Raw genomic sequence first — 22169 nt, 5'->3', positions numbered from 1 at the left:
ATGCGGGCCGCTTACTGCTTCGGCGCGGCTTCGGCCTTGGCGATCATGTCGGCCACCGAGGCGGTGGTGATCGGGTGATAACCCGGCTTTGCCTTGGCGAACACGTCCTTGGCGAAGGCCAGGCCTTCCGGCGTCTTCAGCAGCTCGGCGTAGATCGGCAGGATCAGCTTGCGGCGGCCGACCTTCTGGATGAACTCGCCCGCGGCCGGCTGCGCCTGCGCGTAACCGCTGCGGATGGCCAGCGGGTACCAGCGCATGGCGATCTCGCCGTTCGGCGTACCGGTGAAGTGGTAGGCCTTGTCCAGCTGCTCGAGTTTTGCCACCGGCACGGTCTCGCCCAGGCCGTCGATGAAGCGCACCCATTCCTGGGTGGTCCACTGGCCGGTCACCTGGTGGGTCGGCAGCTGCTCGCTGCCCAGCCAGGCGATGCGCGCGGTATCGACCACCGCGAAGCCGCGCGAACGGGCCTTCGGCGCGAACGACGGGATGCCCGGCTCGTCCAGCCATGCGTGCAGCTCGGCGTCGGTCACCGCGGTCGGGTTCTTCGGCAGCAGGTTCTTCTTCAGGTACTCGACGAACTGGTCGGTGTTGGCGCTCTGGAAGGCGTGGTCGTCGAACCAGCCGCGCAGGAACGGATCGAACACCTCGCGGCCGAAGCGCTGCTCCAGGAACTGCAGGAACCACGCGCCCTTGACGTAGGCGACGTTGCTCAGCGCCTCGTCCGGATCGCGCTCGGTCAGCGGCGGCAGCGCCAGCGCCTGGTCGGCCGGGCTCATGTCCTTCACTTCGTTGAGCAGGTCGGTCTGGTCGATCTCGCGCTCCATCTCGGCCGCTTCCTGGCCGTACAGCGCCTCGGTGATGCGCGCCTGCACGTAGGTGGTGAAGCCTTCGTTGAGCCAGATGTCCTTCCAGCTGGCGTTGGTCACCAGGTTGCCCGACCAGCTGTGCGCCAGCTCATGGGCGACCAGCGAGACCAGCGACTTGTCGCCGACGATCACGGTCGGGGTGGCGAAGGTCAGGCGCGGGTTCTCCATGCCGCCGAACGGGAACGACGGCGGCAGCACCAGCATGTCGTAGCGGCCCCAGCGGTATTCGCCGTAGAGCTTCTCGGCCGCGCCGATCATCTTCTCGGTGTCCTCGAACTCCCTGGCGGCCTTGTTGACCATGGCCGGCTCGGCCCACACGCCCGAACGCGGCGAGATCGGCTCGAACACCACGTCGCCGGCGGCGATGGCCAGCAGGTACGACGGGATCGGCTGCGGCATCTTGAAGGTGTAGTCGCCGTCGCGCGCGGCCTTCGGGTCGTTGTCGGCGCTCATCAGCACCATCACGTCCGGGCGGCTGGTGACGTGCGCGCTGTAGGTGAAGCGCACGCTCGGGGTGTCCTGCAGCGGCACCCACGAACGGGCGTGGATGGCCTGTGACTGGCTGAACATGAAGGGCAGCTTCTTGCCCTCGGTCATCGATGGCTCCAGCCACTGCAGGCCCGAGGCGGTCGGCGCGGTGTGGTAGGTGATGCGCACGCTGGCCGGCTGCTGCGGCGCCTGGATGGTCAGCTTGCTGCCGAACACCTTGTCGGCCGGCGCCAGCTCGAACTGCAGCGGCGTGGCGGCGCCGTCGGCGGCCAGCGCCTCGACCTTGGCGATGCTCAGCTCGCGGGTGTCCAGCACCAGCTGCTTGGCCTCCTTGTTTTTCCACTCCAGCGCGTAGGTGGCGGTGCCGCCGATCTGCTTCTGGTCGAAGTCGACCTTCACGTCCAGCGCCAGGTCCTTGATGACGACCTTGTCCGGCTCGGCGTAGGAGCTTTCGTCGTGGCTGCGGCTGACGGTATTCACGGCGGCGGCGGGCTTCTCGGCGACGGGATCGGCAACGGGAGTGGCGGGGTCCTTGGCACAGCCGGCGGCAAGCGCGACGGCCAGGGGCAGCATCAGGAAGGGTGAACGCATGGGATTCCTAGGGAGCTGAGGAGTGAGTGAAGAGGAGTGAGAAGTGAGAGAAGGCAGAAGCAGGAGCGCGGGCAAATCCGCTGTCTCCTGCTCCTCGCTCCTCTTCACTCACTCCTAGATCTTGTAGCCGGAATGGATGGCGACGATGCCGCCGCTGAGGTTCTTGTAATGGCAACGGGCGAAACCGGCCTCGCCCATCATCGCCTCGAGCTCTTCCTGCGGCGGATGCTTGCGGATGCTCTCGGCCAGGTACTGGTAGCTGTCGCCGTCGCCGCGCGCGAACAGCCTGCCCAGCGCCGGCAGCACCTTGAACGAATGGAAGTCGTAGATCGGCTTGAACCAGTCGGCGGTGACCTCGGAGAACTCCAGCACCCGCGCCTGGCCGCCGACCTTGAGCACGCGGTACATCTCGCGCAGCGCGGCGTCCTTGTCGGTGACGTTGCGCAGGCCGAAGGAAATGGTCACCAGGTCGAAGCTCTGGTCCGGGAACGGCAGCGCCTCGGCGTTGAGCTGCACCCATTCGAAGCCGGACACGTGGCCGCGGTTGGTCAGGCGGTCGCGGCCCACCGACAGCATGCCGGCGTTGATGTCGCCCAGCACCACGCTGCCGTCGGCGCCCAGCCGCTCCTTGAGCAGCACGGCGATGTCGCCGGTGCCGCCGGCCAGGTCGAGCACGCGGTCGCCCGGCTTCACCTGCGCGGTGGCCACGAAGTAGCGCTTCCACAACCGATGGATGCCCAGGCTCATCAGGTCGTTCATCAGGTCGTAGTTGTCGGCCACCGACGTGAACACCTGGCCGACAAGCTTCTGCTTGTCCCTAGCCGGCACGTCGCGGAAGCCGAAATGGGTGGTGCCGCTCTTGTAAGGGGATTCGCTCATGCGCCCGATTATCGCACTCCCGCGCCGGCGGCGCCCCGGAACGGGCCGCTATCATGGCCGGCCACCCGACGGATGCCCGCCCCATGATCGCCACGCCCGACTACCGCGCCCTGCTCGACACCGCCATCGCCGAGGCCCGCCAGGGCCTGGCCGAGGGCGGCATCCCGATCGGCGCGGCGCTGTACCACAACGACGGCCGCCTGCTCGGCTGCGGCCACAACCGCCGCGTGCAGGAAGGCGACCCGTCGATCCACGGCGAAACCGACGCCTTCCGCAAGGCCGGCCGCCAGCGCGGCTACCGCGACACCATCATGGTCACCACCCTGGCGCCGTGCTGGTACTGCTCCGGGCTGGTGCGCCAGTTCAACATCGGCACCGTGGTGGTCGGCGAATCGGTGACCTTCGGCGGCGGCATCGACTGGCTGCGCGACAACGGGGTCAGGGTCATCGACCTGAACGACGCCGGCTGCATCGAGATGATGCGCCGCTACATCGCCGAGAACCCGGACGTCTGGAACGAGGACATCGGCGAATGAAGCAGGGCGGCGGGGCGACCCGCCGGCCACCGGCGCCCGCGGCGCCATAGGCACGGGCTCTCGGCGGCGCGCCCCGGCATCGCGGGATGTGACCTGGCGCACACCCGGCCGGCGCCGGTCGCGGGCCTGCCACCTGCCTGTCATCGATACAGGCTATGCTCGGTCGTGCAGGGGGGCACTGCCATCGAGGTGACGCGATGCATCTTTCGCCCGTACATGGACGCCATCGGCAATCGCTGCGCCAGGCCGGCGAACGGCTGCGCGCCCACTATGCCCGCCATCACCGCTCCGCCGCGTTCTGGGATGCCTACCAGCAGATCCAGAACGAACTGGCCGACGAATTCCCCGACCACCGCGCCGAACTGTGCAACCGCATGGCCGCCTTCGCCCAGCGCCTGGGCGCGGTGGAAGAAGCGCAGCTGCTGGACGAGCCGCCCCACCGCAACTGAGCGGATGGAGTGAAAGAAGACGCCGGGGCATGCCCCGGCGTCGTCGTTTCAGCCAAGGTGCCGGCGCGTTGCCGGCCCCCGGGTCGAAGGGATCACGCCTGCGGCGGTTGCCCGTCGCCGGCCAGGCGCCGGCGGTTGAACAGGCGCTGCACCACCACGAAGAACAGCGGGATGAAGAACAGGCCCAGCAGGGTGCCGGCGATCATGCCGCCCAGCACGCCGGTACCGATGGCGCGCTGCGCGCCCGAACCGGCGCCCGAGGCGATGGCCAGCGGCAGCACGCCCAGGCCGAACGCCAGCGAGGTCATCACGATCGGACGCAGGCGGTCGCGCACGGCGTGCATCGTCGCCTCGATCACGCCCGCGCCCTTCTCCAGGTTCTCCTTGGCGAACTCGACGATCAGGATCGCGTTCTTCGAGGTCAGGCCCACCGTGGTCAGCATCGCCACCTGGAAGTAGACGTCGCGCTCCATGCCGCGGAAGGTGTTGGCCAGCACCGCGCCGAGGATGCCCAGCGGCGCCACCATCAGCACCGCGGTCGGCACGCTCCAGCTCTCGTACAGCGCGGCCAGGCACAGGAACACGATCAGCAGCGACAGCGTGTACAGCAGCGGCGTCTGCGAACCGGCCTCGCGTTCCTGGTAGGACACCGCGGTCCACTCGATGCTGAAGCCCGGCGGCAGCTGGCTGGCCAGCTTCTCCACTTCCTGCATCGCATCGCCCGAGGCCACGCCCGGCGCCGCCTCGCCCTGGATCTCCAGCGCGGACACGCCGTTGTAGCGCTCCAGGCGCGGCGAACCGTAATCCCAGCGCTGGCTGGCGAAGGCCGAGAACGGCACCATCTGCCCGGCGTTGTTCTTCACCGTCCACAGGTTGAAGTCTTCCGGGTTCATGCGGAAGCCGTCGTCGGCCTGCATGTAAACGCGCTTGACCCGGCCGCGGTCGATGAAGTCGTCGACGTAGCTCGAACCCCACGCAGTGGCCAGGGTGCTGTTGATCGCGTCCAGCGACAGCCCGTGCGCGCCGGCCTTGGCCACGTCGATGTCCAGGCGCAGCTGCGGGGTGTCGTCCAGGCCGTTGGGGCGGACGTTGGCCAGCTTGCCGCTCTTGCCCGCCATGCCCAGCAGCTGGTTGCGCGCGTTGACCAGCGCCTCGTGGCCCTGCCCGGTGTTGTCCTTCAGGAAGAAGGTATAGCCCGAGGCGGTGCCCAGCTCCGGCATCGCCGGCGGCGGGAAGGCGAAGATGAAGGCGTCCTTGATCTGCCCCAGCGCGGCCATCGCGCGGCCGGTGATCGGCCCCACGCCCTGGTCCGCGGTGCGCTCGCCCCAGTCCTTGAGCTTGACGAAGGCCATGCCCGAGTTCTGGCCCATGCCGGAGAAGCTGAAGCCCTGCACCGAGAACACCGATTCCACGGCGTCCTTCTCGTTCTGCAGGAAGTGGTCCTCCAGCTTGTAGATCGACTCCAGCGTGCGCTCCTGGGTGGCGCCCACCGGCGCCTGCACCAGCGCCATCAGGATGCCCTGGTCCTCGTTGGGCAGGAACGAGCTGGGCAGGCGCATGAACAGCAGGCCCATCGCCACCGCCAGCGCCAGGAACACCGCCATGAACCGCCACGGCCGCGCCAGGATGCCGCGCACGCCGCGCTGGTAGGTGGCGCTGGTGCGGTCGAAGCCGTTGTTGAAGCCGTTGAAGAACCGCCCGGCCAGGCCGCGGTGGGCGACGTGGTGCTCGCCCTTCTTCAGCGGCTTGAGCATGGTGGCGCACAGCGCCGGGGTCAGCACGATCGCCACCAGCACCGACAGCGCCATCGCCGAGACGATGGTCGCCGAGAACTGGCGGTAGATCACGCCGGTGGAGCCGCTCATGAACGCCATCGGCACGAACACCGCCGACAGCACCAGGCCGATGCCGACCAGCGCGCCGGTGATCTGGCCCATCGACTTGCGCGTGGCTTCCAGCGGCGACAGCCCTTCCTCGGACATGATGCGCTCGACGTTCTCCACCACCACGATGGCGTCGTCCACCAGCAGGCCGATCGCCAGCACCATCGCGAACATGGTCAGCATGTTGATCGAGAAGCCCAGCGCGGCGAGGATGCCGAACGTGCCCAGCAGCACCACCGGCACCGCGATCGTCGGGATCAGCGTGGCGCGGAAGTTCTGCAGGAACAGGTACATCACCAGGAACACCAGCACGATCGCCTCGAGCAGGGTCTCGACCACGCCCTTGATCGACACCTTCACGAACGGCGTGGTGTCGTACGGGATCACCGCCTTCAGGCCGTGCGGGAAGTTGGCCGCCAGCTCATCCAGCGTCTTGCGCACGCCTTCGGAGGTGTCCAGCGCGTTGGCGCCGGTGGCCAGGGTGACGGCCAGGCCCGAGGCCGGCTTGCCGTTGAAGCGGGTGACGAAGTCGTAGGTTTCCGCGCCCAGTTCCACCCGCGCCACGTCGCCCAGCCGCAGCGTCGAGCCGTCGGCTTCGGTGCGCAGCACGATGTCGCGGAACTGCTGCGGCGTCTGCAGGCGGTCCTGGGCGTTGATGGTGGCGTTGAGCTGCTGGCCCTTCACCGCCGGCGCGCCGCCCAGCTGGCCCACGGCCACCTGCGCGTTCTGCGCGCGCACCGCCGCGGTCACCTCGTCCACCGAGACGCGGTAGGTCTGCAGCTTGTTCGGGTCCAGCCAGATGCGCATGGCGTACTTGCCGCCGAACACCTCGATCGAACCCACGCCCGGCACGCGGCTGAGCGGATCGAGCACGTTGGAGCCGACGTAGTCGGAGATGTCGTGCTCGTCCATGCTGCCGTCCTCGGACACGAAGCCGACGACGTTGAGGAAGCCCGAGCTGGACTTGGCGACGTTGATGCCCTGGCGCTGCACTTCCTGCGGCAGCAGCGGCATGGCCAGCTGCAGCTTGTTCTGCACCTGCACCTGGGCGATGTCCGGGTTGGTGCCGCTTTCGAAGGTCAGGGTGATGCTGGCCTGGCCGTTGGAGGAGCTGTTGGACGAGAAGTAGATCAGCCCGTCCAGGCCCTTCATGTTCTGCTCGATGATCTGCGTCACCGAGTCCTCGACCACCTTGGCCGAAGCGCCCGGATAGTTGGCCGAGATCGATACCGCCGGCGGCGCGACGTCCGGGTACATCGAGATCGGCAGCTTGAGCATCGCCAGCGCGCCGGCGAGCATGATGATGATGGCGATGACCCACGCGAAGATGGGCCGGTCAATGAAGAAGCGAGCCATGGATGTCTCCGCTTACTGCCTGGCCGCCGGCGCGGCCGGCGTGGCGGGTTTGGCGGCTTCGGCGCCCTTCTCGGTGGCCTGCACCGGCATGCCGGGGCCGATCTTCTGCAGGCCCTCGACGATGACCTTGTCGCCGGCCTTCAGGCCGTCCTCCACCAGCCACTTGTCGCCGATGGCGCGGCTGACGGTGACCTGGCGCAGCGCCACCTTGCCCTCGCCGTCCACGACCATCGCGCTGGCGTTGCCGCGCGGGTCGCGGGCGATGCCCTGCATCGGCACCAGCAGCGCGTCCTGGCGCACGCCGCTGCCCAGTACCGCGCGCACGAACATGCCCGGCATCAGCACCTGGTCGGGGTTGTCCACGCGCACGCGCAGGCCGTAGCTGCCGGTGCCCGGGTCGACGCTGACCTCGGAGAACTCCAGCGTGCCCTTGTGGGCATAGGTGCTGCCGTCTTCCAGCACGATGTCCACCGGCAGTTCGGAGGCGCCCTTCAGGCGGCCGGCGGCCAGTTCGCGGCGCAGCTGCAGCAGCTCGGCCGAGGATTGGCTGACGTCGATGTAGATCGGGTCGAGCTGGTTGATCGTGGCCAGCGCCTCGGCCTGGCCGGCGCTGACCAACGCGCCCTGGGTGACGGTGGACTTGCCGATCTGGCCGCTGATCGGCGCGGTGATGCGGGCGTAGCCCAGGGTCACGTTGGCCGCGTCCAGCGCGGCGCGGGCGGCGCCGACGTCGGCCTCGGCCTGCTTCCACGCGGCCTGCGCGTTCTCGTCGTCCTGCACGCTGATGACCCTGCTCTTGACCAGCTCGCTGCTGCGGCGCGCGGCCAGGCGCGCGGCGCTGGCGCTGGCTTCGGCGCGGGCCAGCTGCGCGCGGGCGCTGTTGGCCTGGGCGCGGTAGGCGGCATCGTCGAGCTGATACAGCGGCTGGCCCTGCTTGACCAGGCTGCCCTCGGTGAACAGGCGCCTGGCGACGATGCCGCTGACCTGCGGCCGCACCTCGGCCACCTGGTAGCCGGTGGCGCGGCCGGCCAGTTCGCGGGTCAGGGTGACCGGCTCGGCCTTCAGGGTAACGACGGTGACCTGCCCGGGGCCGCCGGCCTGTTGCGGCGGCTGCCCCCCGCATGCGGCCAGGGCGCCGGCGACCAGCAGTGACAGGAGGACAGGGCGGAGGATCGATCGGCTCATGGCGGGCAGACTCGGCAGGAAGGGGAAGCCATGCGACCCGGCCGGCTCCGCTCCGGGGAGCGGGCGGCCAGCGGCAGCGCGCAGGGAAACCCGCGCACATTACCGCGATCGGATGACGGAAAAGAGCGCGGAAGAATACATACATGCATGACTGTTTGTAAATTGCTAGAATTCAGACATGTTTCACATGAGCTGTGCACAACGGCAGGGCGATGGCGCGTAAGAGCAAGGAAGACGCGCAGGCGACGCGCGAGGGCATCCTCGACGCGGCGGTCGCCTGTTTCCACGAACACGGCGTGGTCGGCACCACGCTGGCGATGATCGCCGCGCGCGCCGGCTATACCCGTGGCGCGGTGTACTGGCACTTCAAGAACAAGACCGAAGTGCTGGAAGCGATGATCGAGCGCGACCGCCTGCCCTTCGTGCAGCGCCTGCAGCGCACCTACGCGCCGCAGCGGCAGACGCCGATCCAGGACCTGCGGGCGGTCATCCGCGTGTCGCTGGCGGAACTGGCCGGCGACCCGCGCCAGCGCAGCCTGATGGAGATCCTGCTGCGCTGCGAGCAGTCCAGCGAGAGCCAGAGCATCCAGGCCATGCAGCGCCAGAACTCGCAGGAGGAACTGGACATGGTCACCCGCGCGCTGGAACGGGCGCGCGAGCTGGGCCAGCTGCGCCCCGGCGTCGACGCCGCCACCGCCAGCCGCATGCTGCACATCAGCCTGACCGGCGCGCTGTACAACGCCATGGCGCAGCCGGAGGAATACGACCTGGAGCGCGACGGGTTGATGGTGATGGACGTGGTGCTGCAGGCCTACGTGCGCGAGGACGTCTTCCAGCCGGGCGTGTTCCCGGAAGAGGCCGACAGCGCCGGCTGGGACGCCTGACCGGACCGAACGGCCAAGACGTCGCGCCATCGCCCCGGGCCGATGCGGCGCCTCCGGCCCCTCCTTTCCGCCGCTCGATGCGCCGGCGGCGCGGAGGCCGCGACCGCCCCGGCCGCCACTGGCCCCACCCCTCCCGTGCAACTGGCGCTATGCGCCTCCGGTGCGCCGCCGCACGCTGCGGCCACCAGGAGGAAGACATGACGACGAATTCGGATCTGCTGCAGCGCCGTGCGGCCAGCGTGCCGCGCGGCATCGGCTCGGCCATGGGCATCTTCGCCGCGCGCGCGGAGAACGCGGAGCTGTGGGACGTGGAAGGCCGGCGCTACATCGACTTCGCCGCCGGCATCGCCGTCACCAACACCGGCCACCGCCACCCGCGGATCATGGCCGCGGTACAGGCGCAGCTGGAGCGCTTCACCCACACCGCGTTCCAGGTGTCGGCCTACGAGTCCTACATCGCGCTGGCCGAGCGCCTGAATGCCATCGCCCCCATCGCCGGTCCGGCCAAGACCCTGCTGCTGTCCACCGGCGCCGAGGCGGTGGAGAACGCCATCAAGATCGCCCGCGCGGCCACCGGCCGCCGCGCCGTGGTGGCGTTCGCCGGCGGCTTCCACGGCCGCAGCTTCATGGCGATGGCGCTGACCGGCAAGACCGCGCCGTACAAACGCGGCTTCGGCCCGCTGCCGGGCGAGGTGCATCACCTGCCGTTCCCGGTCGAACACCACGGCATCGGCGTGGCCGACAGCCTGCAGGCGCTGGAGCAGCTGTTCCGCGCCGACGTCGCCGCCGACGAGGTGGCCGCCATCATCATCGAGCCGGTGCAGGGCGAAGGCGGCTTCCATGCCGCGCCGACCGAACTGCTGCAGGCGCTGCGCGCAATCGCCGACCGCCACGGCATCCTGCTGATCGCCGACGAGGTGCAGACCGGCTTCGCCCGTACCGGGCGCATGTTCGGCATCGAGCATTCCGGGGTGAAGCCGGACCTGATCACGGTCGCCAAGTCGCTGGCCGGCGGCTTCCCGCTGTCCGGGGTGATCGGCCGCGCCGAGGTGATGGATGCGGTCGATCCGGGCGGGCTGGGCGGTACCTACGCCGGCTCGCCGGTGGCCTGCGCCGCCGCGCTGGCGGTGCTGGACGTGATCGCCGAGGAGCGGTTGGCCGAGCGCGCACGCGCCATCGGCGCGCGCACCCTCGAACGCCTGCATGGCTTCGCCGCGCGCACCGACCTGCGCCCGATCGGCAACGTGCGCGGCCGCGGCGCGATGATCGCCTTCGACCTGCTCGCCGCGCGCGCCAGCGGCGAACCCGATCCGGCCGCCGCCCAGGCGGTGCTGCGCCGCGCGCACGCGCTGGGGCTCGCGCTGCTGGGCTGCGGCAGCCGCGGCGAGGCGATCCGCCTGCTGTTCCCGTTGACCATTCCCGAAACCGTGCTGGACGAAGGACTGGACCTGCTGGAACAGGCGCTGCAGACGCCCGCGTGAGCCGTGTCCCGGCCGCCGCGGCGGCCGGGCTCGCGTCCATGGCGGCGGCGCGGCTACCCTCGGTGAAACCCGCCCGCCCTGCCCGACGACGGGCAGCGGCCTCCGGAGCACGCCGCCGATGAAATCCGAAACGCGCAGCCTCGACCTGCTCAACCTGGCCCTGGACCCGGCCGCGCCGCTGAGCCTGCAGCTGCAGTTGCGGCAGAAGCTGGTCGATGCCATCCACTGCGGCGTGCTGCGCCCGGACCAGCGGCTGCCGTCCTCGCGCCACCTGGCCACACGCATCGGCGTATCGCGCAACACCGTCAGCCTCACCTACGACGCGCTGCTGGCCGAGGGCCACCTGGTCAGCCGCCCGCGCAGCGGCATCTTCATCGCCCCGGACGTCGCCGCCGGCCGCATCGGCACCCGCCAGCGCGGCGGCGAGCCGGCCTCGGCGCTGGCCACGCGCCTGCCGTCCGTCGCCGAGGAAACGGGCTTCCGCTGCCCGCAGCACTGGCACCGCTACCCGTTTCCCTTCATCGACGGCCGCGTCGATGCCGAACTCACGCCGGTGGTCGAATGGCGCGAGGCATTGCGGCTGGCCGGTTCGCGCCACGAACTGCAGCAGTGGAACCAGGACGCCGGCGACGGCGACGACCCCGCGCTCACCGAGGAAATCCGCGGCAAGGTGCTGCCGATGCGCGGCATCCAGGCCGGCGCCGACGAACTGCTGATGGCGCTGTCCTGCCGCCACGCGCTGCAGCTGGCCGGCGAACTGCTGGTGCGGCGCGGCACCCCGGTGGTGCTGGAACAGCCGGCCGACCCCGAGTTCGAGCGGCGCATGCGCGAACGCCATGCCGACATCTCCACGCTGGACCCGACGCTGCGCCAGCCGCTGCCGCCCGGCGCAGTGGTGGTCGGCAGCGGCCGCCGCGCGTTCGCCGCCGGTTCGCCGCGGCCACGGCAGCTGCTCGACGCGCTGGCCGCCGCCGACGCGGTGCTGATCGAGCACGACGTGCCGCCCGACGTACCCGGCGCCGAGCGCGTGGCGCCGGCGCTGCGCGCCTTCGACCAGGACGGGCGGGTGATCCACGTCGCCAGCCTGTCGCCGGTGGTGGCCTGTGGCGAACCGCCGGCGGTGCTGGTGGCGGCCAGCGCCTTCATCGAGCGCGCGCGCCAGCTGCGGCGCAACCGTGGCACCACCCTGCCCTGGCTGGTACAGCGCAGCTGGGCGTACTTCATCGGCATGGGCCATTACTCGGCCGCGCTGGTGCGCGCCGGGCGGCGCCTGGCCGAGCGCCGCACCGCCCTGCGCGACGCGCTGAACCACTACCTGCACGAATTCGTCGCCATCGACACCACGCCCGGCGCCAGCGCCTACGACGTCAGCGTGCCGGCCGGCACCGACGCGCGCGAACTGGCACGGCACGCGGCCGGCATCGGCGTACTGGTGGAACCGCTGCAGCTGGGCGATGGCCGCCAGGTCCTGCGCATGGGCGTGACCGGCATCGCCGCGGCGCAGATCCGCGAAGGCGTACGCACCCTGTCGCGGCTGGTGCGCGGCGACCTGGCCCCGGCCACCCGGCGCATCGAGGACGACCTGCCGCCGCTGCGCAGCAAAGCGCTGCGCCGCGCCATGAACGGCGCGCACTGGCTCTACAACACCGTCTACGGCGAGCCGTGCACGCTGGAGATCCGCGCCGACGGCACCCTGGCCGGCACCGCCGGCTACGCCGGCGAGGACTGCGACAGCGGCCACTGGTGGATCGAGGACGACCGCTGGTACCGGCAGTGGCGGCAATGGGCCTACGGCGAAGCCGCCGGCTACGCGCTGGTGCTCGATGGCGACCAGCTGCGCCTGTACGGCGAGGATGGCCTGCTCGCCGATACCGCGGTGCTGACCCGCCCGGGCCGCGCGCGTCCCCGCGACTGACCCCATCGATTTCCCCGGACTGGCTCTAAGCGCGCCCGCCTGCAGCCCCTACCGTCGAAGTGTCGGCCATACCACGGGGAACCACCTTGCAGGCATCAGCACATACCGGCAGCCAGCGCGGCACGTTCGGCATCGCCGGGTTGCAACTGGCCATGGCGTCGGGCGACAACCTGCCGCGCATCGCCGCCGAGGTCGGCGCGGTCGCGCGGCGCTTCCCCTGGGTACGCATGGTGCTGCTCGGCGAGTTGTGCGGCTACGGCGCCAACCCGTGCTTCGCGCAACCGCTGCCCGGCGGCGCCGAGCAGTTCTTCTGCGATCTGGCGCGCGAGCACGGGCTGTGGCTGGTGCCCGGTTCGCTGTACGAACAGCACGGCGAGGCGGTGTTCAACACCACGCCGGTGATCGACCCGCAGGGTCGCGTGATCGCGCGCCACCGCAAGCTGTACCCGTTCGAACCCTACGAACGCGGCATCGCTCCGGGCGAGGAGTTCGTGGTGTTCGACGTGCCCGGGGCCGGCCGCTTCGGCGTGTCGATCTGCTACGACATGTGGTTCCCGGAAACCACGCGCTCGCTGGTGATGCTGGGCGCCGAAGTGATTCTGCACCCGACCATGACCAACACCGTCGACCGCGAGGTGGAGATCGCCATCGCCCGCGCCAGCGCCGCCACCAACCAGTGCTACTTCGTGGACATCAACGTCGCCGGCGAGCTGGGCGTGGGCCGCTCGGTGGTCTGCGGCCCAGGCGGCGAGGTCGTCCACCAGGCCGGCAGCAGCCGCGAGGTCATCGCCTTCGAAGTGGACTTCGCCCACCTGCAGCGCTGCCGCGAGCACGGCTGGCAGGGGCTGGGGCAGCCGCTGAAGAGCTTCCGCGACCATCCGCTGGCATTTCCTGCCTATGGCGCCGCGCGCGCGCCGTCGGCTGCACTCGATGCGCTCGGGCCGCTGCGGCTGCCCGGCCGCGACTGACCGCGTTGCACTTCCGCCACGTTCCACGATTCTTTCTTTTGCCGGGGAGGCCGAGAAAATGAACCACGAACATGCACGCAGCACCCATCGCCCACCGCGCGTCCGGCCGCTGGCCGCCGCGATCTTCGCCGGCCTGCTCGCGCACGCGCCGGCCTTCGCCCAGCAGGCCGGCGCCAAGGCAGAAGAGCAGACCACCGACCTGGACCGCATCGTCGTCACCGCGCAGGGCCGCGAGCAGGACATCGTGGCGGTGCCCTACAACATCAGCGCCGTGTCCGGCGAGGCCATCGAGCAGCAGAACATCCTGGACACCGCCGAGCTGATGCGCGGCGTGGCCGGCGTGGCGGTGGTGGACCGCGGCGCGCGCAACTCCAGCGTGGTCAGCGGCATCCGCATCCGCGGCCTCAACGTGGACAGCTCCGCGCTGGGCGACTATGCGGTGTCGGCGATGTCCACCGTGGCGACCTACGTGGACAAGACCCCGCTGTTCGCCAACTTCCTGCTCTCGGACATCGACCGTGTGGAAGTGCTGCGCGGCCCGCAGGGCACGCTGTACGGCTCCGGCGCGCTGGGTGGCGCGGTGCGCTTCCTGCTGCGCCAGCCCGACCTGGGCGGCTTCGATGCGCGCCTGGGCTACAGCGCCTCCAGCGTCGATGGGTCCAGCGGTATCGGCCACTCGGGCTCGGCGATGCTCAACGTGCCGCTGTCGGACACGGTGGCGATGCGCCTGAACGTCACCCGCAATGATTTCCCCGGCGCCACCGACTACCGCAACGTCTACAAGCTCGACAGCAACGGCCTGCCGACTGCACCCGACGGCGTGCTTGCCGATACCGCCGAATACGAGAACCGCCGCGACGCCGATTTCGTGCGCCAGAACTACGGCCGCGCTTCGCTGCTGTTCAAGCCCAGCGACCGCTTCGACCTCACCTTGAGCTACATGGCGCAGGCCGACCGCTTCGGCGGCCGCCGCGCCACCAGCCTGGGCAAGGACGGCTGGGGGGTGCCCTACCGCGACCTGGAAGTCGGCTCCGTGCAACGGGAACCGGCCGCGCGCCACGTCAACCTGACCAGCCTGGAAGCCAACATCGACCTCGGCTTCGCCACCCTGACTTCCAGCACCTCGCACTACAACCACGAAGGCGACATCACCAGCGAGAACACCGGCTTCTATGCGCAGAACGGCTGGCTCGGCTTCTACTACAACTACCCGCGGCCGATGGCTTCGGCGGTGCGCGGCTACGGCGAGAAGGCCTTCACCCAGGAACTGCGGCTGACCTCGCAGACCGGCGGCGCCTTCGACTACGTGCTCGGCGCCTACTACCAGGACCAGAAGCGCTTCGCCACGCAGGTCAGCTACCTGCGCGGCTTCAAGCGCTGGTGGGACGCGGCCTTCCCCGGCGCGAAGGCGGCGGTGACCGGCGACGTGGACTTCGATTACCACCAGGACGAGCGCTTCAAGGAAACCGCGCTGTACGGCGAACTGACCTGGCACGCCAGCGAACGCCTGCAGTTCACCGGCGGCTTCCGCCATTTCCGCCACGACGCCGACACCTCGGTGGCGCAGACCACCAGCAACTGGGCATCGATCGTGGACAGCTCGCAGTCGCACGGCAGCGAGCGCGATACCCGCACCCTGTTCAAGGGCAATGCATCGTGGTCCTTCGACGCCGACAACCAGCTCTACGCCACCGTCTCCGAAGGCTACCGGCGCGGCGGCACCAACGGCACGCCGACCACCGGCAACTTCGCCGAGAACCGCGCCTGGACCACCTACCGCTCCGACACCGTGCGCAACCACGAGCTGGGCGTGAAGGGGCGCGTCGGCCGCCACACCTACAACGCCAACCTGTTCTACGTCGACTGGAAGGACCCGCAGGTCAACAGCTCGACCACCAACTGGGGTTTCTTCGCGGTGCAGAACGCCCCCAAGGCCAGCACCCGCGGCGTCGAGCTGGAACTGGCCGGCGGCATCGGCACCGGCTTCGGCTACAGCCTCGGCTACACCTGGACCAAGGCGCAGCTGGAAGCCGACGCGGTGGCGGTGGATGGCAGCTACCTCTACGGGCACAAGGGCGATGTCCTGCCCGGCGTGCCGAAGCACCGTTACAACGCCGCCGGCAGCTACGGCATTCCCATCGGCGGCGGCCTGCTGACCCTGCGCGCGGATGCCTACTACCAGTCCGAATCACAGAACGCGCTCAGCCTCAATCCCAAGTACCGGCGCACGCTGGACGGCTTCCCGATCTTCAACGCCTCGGCGACCTGGAGCCAAGGCAACTGGGACACCACGCTGTGGCTGAAGAACCTGACCAACGAGCAGGGCATCAGCGGCATCTACACCGAGCAGTACATGGGCACCGCGCCGGCCGAGGGCTACTACGGCAACGGCTCCAAGGCGCTGGTGGCGTTGCCGCGCACCGTCGGCGTCAGTTTCAGCTACCGTTTCTGACATGCCCAGCGCGCGCCCGACCGCTCCAGCAACCGTCCTCGATGCCCTGCGGCGGATCGACCAGCACCACCGTTCGGGCCAGCGCGAGGCGTGCATCGCCGCGATGCAGGTCCTGTCCGGCGTTGCCGCCGGGCAGCCGGCGCTGCTGCAGGAGCTGGGGCTGCGTTACACCCTGCTCGGCCTGCACCACGAGGCCGCGCACTGCTACGCGCAGGCGCGCGCGCTGCAGCCGGACGATCCGCCCAGCCTCTACAACCACGCCACCGCGTTGACCGCGCTGGGGCGGCTGGACGAGGCCGAGGCGACGCTGGACCGGGTGATCGAACTGGCGCCGCAGGATGCCGACGCCTGGTACAACCGCGCCACGCTGCGCCGGCAGACACCGCAGCGCAACCACGTCGCGCAGCTCGAAGCGCAGCGGGCGCAGCTGCCGGCCGAGGACGAAGCCCACATCGCGCTGGACTACGCGCTGTCCAAGGAGCAGGAAGACCTGGGCGACCACGCCGCCGCCTTCGCCGCGCTCAAACGTGGCGCCGATGCACGCCGGCAACGCATGCAGTACCGGGTCGAGGACGATCTGGAAACGATGCGGCTGATCGCCGACACCTTCGGCGGCAGCTTCTTCGCGCGCGCCCACGCCGGCCACGGCGATGCCCGCCCGCTGTTCGTCGTCGGCCTGCCGCGCAGCGGCACCACGCTGGTGGACCGCATCCTCGGCGCGCATCCGGCGGTGGCCAGCCGCGGCGAAAGCGCCGACCTGGCGCAGGCGGTGGTACGCGCCGCCAGCCCGGCCGCCAACAAGGCCGAACTGGTGCGGCGCTCGGCGCGCGCCGATTTCGCCGCGCTCGGCCGCGACTACGCCGCCACCCTGCCGGCCGGCGCGCCGGCGCGGGTGGTCGACAAGACGCCCGGCAACTTCCTGTACCTGGCGCTGGTCGCCGCGGCCCTGCCGCAAGCGCGCATCGTGCACCTGCGGCGCAATCCCATGGACGCCTGCTATGCCATGTACAAGACGCTGTTCCGCATGGCCTACCCGTTCTCCTACGACCTGGACGACCTGGCGCGCTACTGGCTGGGCTACGACGCGCTGATGGCGCACTGGCGCGCGCTGCTGCCACCGGACCGCTTCCTCGAGATCGACTACGAGGCGCTGGTCGACGACCAGGAAGCGGTGAGCCGGCGCCTGCTCGCGCACGCCGGGCTGGCCTGGGACGACGCCTGCCTGCATTTCGAGCGCAATCCGCAGCCGACCCTGACCGCCAGCGCGGCGCAGGTGCGGCAGCCGATCTACCGCTCCTCGGTCGGCCTGTGGCGGCGCTACGAACGCGAACTGGCGCCGCTGCGCCGGCACTTCGAGAACGCCGGGGTGCGCATCGACGACGCGCCGGCCGCCACGCACGCCGGAGCCACGTCATGACCACCGCGCCGCACGCCGCCGTCCGCGCGGCGGCCACCGACAGGCTGTGGCTGTACGCCCTGCTGGCGCTGGTCGCCACCGCCGGCTTCTTCTACGTCAACATCATGGCCGCCATCGTCGATGGCCTGGTCACCGCGCTGGGTTTCAGCAACCCGCAGGCCGGCATGGTCGGCGCGGCCAACATCTATGGCGCCAGCGCCGGCAGCTTCGCCGCGGTGCTGCTGGTGCGGCGCGTCGCCTGGCGGCCGGCGCTGTTCGCGCTGCTGTCGCTGCTGCTCCTGCTCGACCTCGGCTCCACCCCGGTGCGCGACCCCGCCGTGCTCACCGCGCTGCGCGCGCTGCACGGTTTCGTCGGCGGCATGGCGGTGGGCGTGGCCTATTCGGTCATCGCCCGCACCCGCTCGCCCGACCGCGCCTTCGGCATGCTGCTGCTGGTGCAGTTCGGCCTCGGCGGACTGGGCGTGATGTTCCTGCCGACGCTGGTGCCCGAGTACGGCGCGCGCATCCTGTTCCTGTCGCTGGCCGCGCTGACCGCCTGCGCGCTGGTGGCGCTGGCGGCGATCCCGCGACTGGACCCGGCGCCATCGGCGCAGGCCAGCGCGGGCATCCGGCTGCCGGCATCGGCGCGCGCCACCGCCCTGTTCGCGCTGCTGGCGCTGTTCCTGTTCCAGGGCGGCAACATGGCGCTGTCGGCCTTCATCATCCGCCTCGGCGAACACGCGCAGCTGCACCGCGACTTCATCGGCCAGGCGCTGGGCTGGGCAACGTGGATCGGCGCGGCCGGCGCCGGGCTGGTGATCGTCATGGGCACCCGTTTCGGCCGCCTGCGGCCGCTGCTGGTGGCGCTGCTGCTCACCCTGGCCGGCACCGCCGGGTTCTTCTGGAGCGCGGCCGCGCCGGTGTACTTCATCGCCAACGTCGGCACCGCCATCACCTGGTCGTTCGTGGTGCCCTACCTGTTCGGCATGCTTTCGCGGCTGGACGGCTCGGGCCGGCTGGCCACACTCGGCGGCTTCGTCTCCAAGCTCGGGCTGGCCTCCGGCCCGATGCTGGCCGGCGGGCTGCTGGCCCATGACGACTTCAACCTGCTGATCGCGGTGGCGATCGTCGCGCTGGTCCTGTCCGGCGTGGCGACGCTGGCCGCCGCACGGCGCATCGACACCCTGGAAACCGACACATGAACACCCCTGCTCTCCCGCTGGCCGATTCCGACCTGCTGCGCACGCACTGCCTCATCGACGGGCAATGGCAGGCCGCCGACAGCGGCGCCACCTGCGAGGTCGCCAACCCGGCCACCGGCGCCGTGCTCGGCACCGTACCGGACATGGGCGCGGCCGAAACCCGCCGCGCCATCGCCGCCGCGCACGCCGCCTTCCCCGCCTGGTCGAAGAAGACCGCGAAGGAGCGCGCGCAGGTGCTGCGCCGGCTGTACCAGCTGATGATGGAGCACCAGGACGATCTCGCCCTGCTGATGACCGCCGAACAGGGCAAGCCGCTGGCCGAGGCCAAGGGCGAAGTGGCGTACTCGGCCAGCTTCATCGAGTGGTTCGGCGAGGAAGCCAAACGCATGTACGGCGAGACCATTCCCGGCCACGCCGCCGACAAGCGCATCATGGTGCTGCGCCAGCCGGTGGGCGTGGTCGCGGCGATCACGCCGTGGAACTTTCCCTCGGCCATGCTCGGCCGCAAGCTGGGCCCGGCGCTGGCCGCCGGCTGTACCGTGGTGTGCAAGCCGGCGCTGCAGACGCCCTTCTCGGCGCTGGCGCTGGCGGTGCTGGCCGAACGCGCCGGCCTGCCGGCGGGCGTGCTCAACATCGTCACCGGCAGCGACGCGGCCGCCATCGGCGGCGAGATGACGTCCAACCCGCAGGTGCGCAAGCTCAGCTTCACCGGCTCCACGGGCGTCGGCAAGCGGTTGATGGCGCAATGCGCCGACGGCATGAAGCGCGTCTCGCTGGAACTGGGCGGCAACGCGCCGTTCATCGTGTTCGACGACGCCGACCTCGACGCCGCGGTGGAAGGCGCCATCGCCAGCAAGTTCCGCAACACCGGGCAGACCTGCGTCTGCGCCAACCGCCTGTTCGTGCACGAGGCCGTGTACGACGCCTTCGCCGCCAGGCTGTGCGCGGCGGTGGAGAAGCTGCGCGTCGGCGACGGTCTTGCCGGTCCTACCGACCAGGGTCCGTTGATCGATGCCAAGGCACTGGAGAAAGTGCAGGAACACGTCGCCGACGCGCAGGCCAAGGGCGCGCGCGTGGCGCTGGGCGGCAAACCGCATGCGCTGGGCGGCACCTTCTTCGAGCCGACCGTGCTGCTGGACGTGACCGCCGGCATGCGCATCGCCCAGGAGGAAACCTTCGGCCCGGTCGCGCCGCTGTTCCGCTTCGGCAGCGAGCAGCAGGCCATCGCGCTCGCCAACGACACCGAGGCCGGGCTGGCCGGCTACTTCTACACCCGCGACCTCGCCCGCGCCTTCCGCGTCGCCGAGGCGCTGGAATGCGGCATCGTCGGCGTCAACACCGGGCTGATCTCCACCGAAGTCGCGCCATTCGGCGGCATCAAGCAGTCCGGCGTCGGCCGCGAAGGCTCGCGGCACGGCCTGCACGACTACACCGAGCTGAAATACGTCTGCCTCGGCGGCATCTGACGCCCCTCTTCCACCCTCTGGCCACCTTTCCGGAGAAGGCCTTTTGGCCCCTCTCCCGAGGGGAGAGGGGTTGGGGTGAGGGCAGGAACGAAGCCACAGACACCACGGCAGCACGAAACGGGAACAACGCAAGCGTGAAGCCCCCCTCTTCCAACCGGCTCCTGCCCATTGCATTCGCCGCCCTGGCGCTGCTCGCCGTCGCCAGCGCCGACGCACGCGACCTGCTCGATCGCGACGCCCTGCTGTCGGGCAGGTACCGCCAGCCCGTCGACCTGTCCGCCTACACGCCAACACCCGATGCGCAGCCGGCCACGCAGCGCTTCGAAGGCCGACTGCGGCTGCGTGGGCAGCCCGGCACCCGTACCCTGCTCGCGCTGGACGACTTCCTCGGCGCCGGCGATGTCGCGCAGGCGCGCACGCTGCCGCAGGATTTCGACCTGGCCTTCGTGCAGGACGGCGACACGCTGATCCCGGCCAGGCGCGGCCCCCAGCCGGGCAATCATCCGTGGTGGGAGTTCGCGGTCGAACCAGGCCGTGTCTGGGACGAGCCCGGCGACGGCGGCTACAGCCGCGCCGCGATCCCGTTCGCGCTGGTGCAGCGCAATGCCAACTGCACCCACAACGGCATGCTGACGTTCCTGTTCCGCGGCGACGGCGCGGTGTCGCACGCGGCGATGCAGGTGAGCAGCGAAACCTGCCATTACCTGCAGCTGGACATATGGGGAATGCTGAAGGCCGAATACCGGCCCGGCCCTGTCGCCGCGCGCGACGCGCTGGTCGCCGGCCACCGCCGCGACGTCGCCGCGCGCCTGCCGGTGCGGCCGCTGTCGGCGCTGGCGCAGGACCATCCCGGCATCGACCCCGCCCGGTTCGCCATCGGCGCCGCCCGCGCGCGCAGCGCCTACGGCGTGGTCGCGAACGGCATCCACTACCGCGGCGATTGCCACACGCGCCACGGCGCGTATCCGGACTGCGACGCGCTGCTGCTGCCTTCGTACTCGGTCGCCAAATCGGCGGTGGCCGGGCTGGCGCTGATGCGGCTGGAGCGGCTCCATCCCGGCATCGCCACGCAACCGGTCGCCGCGCACGCGCGCGCCAGCGGCTGCCAGGGCGAGCGCTGGCGCGGCGTGACCTTCCTGCACCTGCTGGACATGGCCAGCGGCCACTACGATTCGCCGGCCTACATGGCCGACGAGGACGACGCGCGCGTGCGCGATTTCTTCGACCCCGACAGCCATGCGCAGCGGCTGGCCTTCGCCTGCGAAGCCTATCCGCGCCACGACGCGCCCGGCACGCGCTGGGTCTACCACACCTCCGACACCTACCTGCTCGGCACGGTGTTGCAGGACGCGCTGCGCCGCATCCCCGGCCGCGAACGCGACGACGTGTTCGACGACGTGCTGTGGGCCGACGTGCTCGGTCCGCTCGGCCTCAGCCCGGTCGCGCGCGCCACCCGCCGCAGCCACGACGAGGCGCGGCAACCGTTCTTCGGCTGGGGACTGACCCTGCTGGGCGATGACTTCGCCAGGCTGGCGCGTTTCCTCGGCGAGCAGCGGGGCCGCATCGACGGCCGCGACGTGCTCGACCCGGCGCTGTTCGACGCGGCGATGCAGCGCGATCCCGCGCGGCGCGGCCTGCAGGTCGCCACGCTCGACCGCTTCCGCTACCAGCACGGCTTCTGGGCGCGCGACCTGCAGGCCGAACTCGGCTGCGCGCGGCCGGCCTGGATACCGTTCATGTCCGGCTTCGGCGGCATCACCGTGGCGATGTTTCCCAACGGCGTGGCCTGGTACAACGTCGCCGACGACGCCCAGCTGGCCTCCATAGATTTCGCGGCCCCGGCCCGCGAAGCGGTGAAGCTGGGCGCGATCTGCTCCGCGGAACCCGTGGAGATGACGGAGCCAAAAACACCGTAGGAGCGGCTTCAGCCGCGATGGGGCATTACCGGGAAAGCCCGTTCGCGGCTGAAGCCGCTCCTACGGACAGCTGCGCCGCTGGTTACAGGGGGTAGCGGCCCGGTCCGGTACCTGTTACGCGTTCGTCCAGGCGCGCTTGTCGACGCAGGCGGTGTGGAGATTCCGTGGAAATGACGGCCCCGGAACGCCGCAGGAGCGACTTCAGCCGCGACGGGGCTTTACCGGGAAAGCTCCATCGCGACTGAAGTCGCTCCT

The 22169-nt window shown here is 70.4% G+C and carries 15 protein-coding genes; 11 read left to right on the top strand and 4 right to left on the bottom strand.

Annotated features, from left to right (window positions below):
* Positions 1–11: 11 nt before the first annotated feature.
* Positions 12–1946, bottom strand: coding sequence for a M1 family metallopeptidase (locus ABTV91_RS05660; protein ID WP_433853631.1), 1935 nt, complete (start codon positions 1944–1946; stop codon positions 12–14).
* A gap of 114 nt (positions 1947–2060) precedes the next feature.
* Positions 2061–2825 carry a bifunctional demethylmenaquinone methyltransferase/2-methoxy-6-polyprenyl-1,4-benzoquinol methylase UbiE gene (ubiE, locus tag ABTV91_RS05655; RefSeq protein ID WP_433853630.1) on the bottom strand — a complete coding sequence of 255 codons (765 nt, stop codon included), beginning with the start codon at positions 2823–2825 and terminating at the stop codon, positions 2061–2063.
* 83 nt (positions 2826–2908) lie between these two features.
* On the opposite strand from ubiE, the gene ABTV91_RS05650 reads away from it, so the two are divergent.
* Both ABTV91_RS05650 and ABTV91_RS05645 read left to right on the top strand, forming a co-directional pair.
* Positions 2909–3361, top strand: coding sequence for a nucleoside deaminase (locus ABTV91_RS05650; protein ID WP_433853629.1), 453 nt, complete (start codon positions 2909–2911; stop codon positions 3359–3361).
* 197 nt (positions 3362–3558) lie between these two features.
* Positions 3559–3810 carry a hypothetical protein gene (locus tag ABTV91_RS05645; RefSeq protein WP_433853628.1) on the top strand — a complete coding sequence of 84 codons (252 nt, stop codon included), beginning with the start codon at positions 3559–3561 and terminating at the stop codon, positions 3808–3810.
* Positions 3811–3902: 92 nt separating this feature from the next.
* Here the strand turns inward: ABTV91_RS05645 and smeE are convergent, their stop codons facing one another.
* Both smeE and ABTV91_RS05635 read right to left on the bottom strand, forming a co-directional pair.
* Positions 3903–7049 carry a multidrug efflux RND transporter permease subunit SmeE gene (gene smeE, locus ABTV91_RS05640; protein ID WP_433853627.1) on the bottom strand — a complete coding sequence of 1049 codons (3147 nt, stop codon included), beginning with the start codon at positions 7047–7049 and terminating at the stop codon, positions 3903–3905.
* Between the two features lie 12 nt (positions 7050–7061).
* A complete protein-coding gene (locus tag ABTV91_RS05635) occupies positions 7062–8234 on the bottom strand; it encodes an efflux RND transporter periplasmic adaptor subunit (RefSeq protein ID WP_433853626.1) in 1173 nt (390 codons plus the stop codon).
* Positions 8235–8446: 212 nt separating this feature from the next.
* Between ABTV91_RS05635 and ABTV91_RS05630 the strand changes: the two genes are divergently transcribed.
* The 9 genes from ABTV91_RS05630 (at position 8447) to ABTV91_RS05590 (ending at position 21914) form a co-directional block, all read left to right on the top strand.
* A complete protein-coding gene (locus ABTV91_RS05630; protein ID WP_433853625.1) occupies positions 8447–9118 on the top strand; it encodes a TetR family transcriptional regulator in 672 nt (223 codons plus the stop codon).
* Positions 9119–9315: 197 nt separating this feature from the next.
* Positions 9316–10599: a 4-aminobutyrate--2-oxoglutarate transaminase gene (gene gabT / locus ABTV91_RS05625; protein ID WP_433853624.1), complete on the top strand. Its 1284-nt coding sequence runs from the start codon at positions 9316–9318 to the stop codon at positions 10597–10599.
* 118 nt (positions 10600–10717) lie between these two features.
* Entirely contained in the window at positions 10718–12514 is a 1797-nt protein-coding gene (locus tag ABTV91_RS05620) for a PLP-dependent aminotransferase family protein (protein ID WP_433853623.1), read from the top strand.
* 86 nt (positions 12515–12600) lie between these two features.
* Positions 12601–13482: a carbon-nitrogen hydrolase family protein gene (locus ABTV91_RS05615; protein ID WP_433853622.1), complete on the top strand. Its 882-nt coding sequence runs from the start codon at positions 12601–12603 to the stop codon at positions 13480–13482.
* A gap of 58 nt (positions 13483–13540) precedes the next feature.
* Entirely contained in the window at positions 13541–15934 is a 2394-nt protein-coding gene (locus ABTV91_RS05610) for a TonB-dependent receptor (RefSeq protein WP_433853621.1), read from the top strand.
* A 1-nt stretch (position 15935) separates the two neighbouring features.
* Positions 15936–17351, top strand: coding sequence for a sulfotransferase (locus ABTV91_RS05605; protein ID WP_433853620.1), 1416 nt, complete (start codon positions 15936–15938; stop codon positions 17349–17351).
* The gene (locus ABTV91_RS05600) at positions 17348–18532 is read left to right on the top strand and encodes an MFS transporter (RefSeq protein ID WP_433853619.1); all 1185 of its coding nucleotides are present in this window, start codon (positions 17348–17350) and stop codon (positions 18530–18532) included. The genes ABTV91_RS05605 and ABTV91_RS05600 overlap by 4 nt, the downstream gene beginning before the upstream one ends.
* Entirely contained in the window at positions 18529–19998 is a 1470-nt protein-coding gene (locus ABTV91_RS05595; protein WP_433853618.1) for an NAD-dependent succinate-semialdehyde dehydrogenase, read from the top strand. The genes ABTV91_RS05600 and ABTV91_RS05595 overlap by 4 nt, the downstream gene beginning before the upstream one ends.
* Positions 19999–20132: 134 nt before the next feature.
* Positions 20133–21914, top strand: a complete 1782-nt coding sequence (locus tag ABTV91_RS05590; RefSeq protein ID WP_433853617.1) for a serine hydrolase — start codon at positions 20133–20135, stop codon at positions 21912–21914.
* The last annotated feature ends 255 nt before the right edge of the window (positions 21915–22169 follow it).

It is taken from the genome of Stenotrophomonas nitritireducens (genome assembly GCF_050984405.1).
GTDB classification, from domain to species: domain Bacteria; phylum Pseudomonadota; class Gammaproteobacteria; order Xanthomonadales; family Xanthomonadaceae; genus Stenotrophomonas; species Stenotrophomonas nitritireducens_B.
The sequence above is the reverse complement of the archived record's forward strand: the minus strand, read 5'-3'. Positions and strand labels throughout refer to the sequence as shown.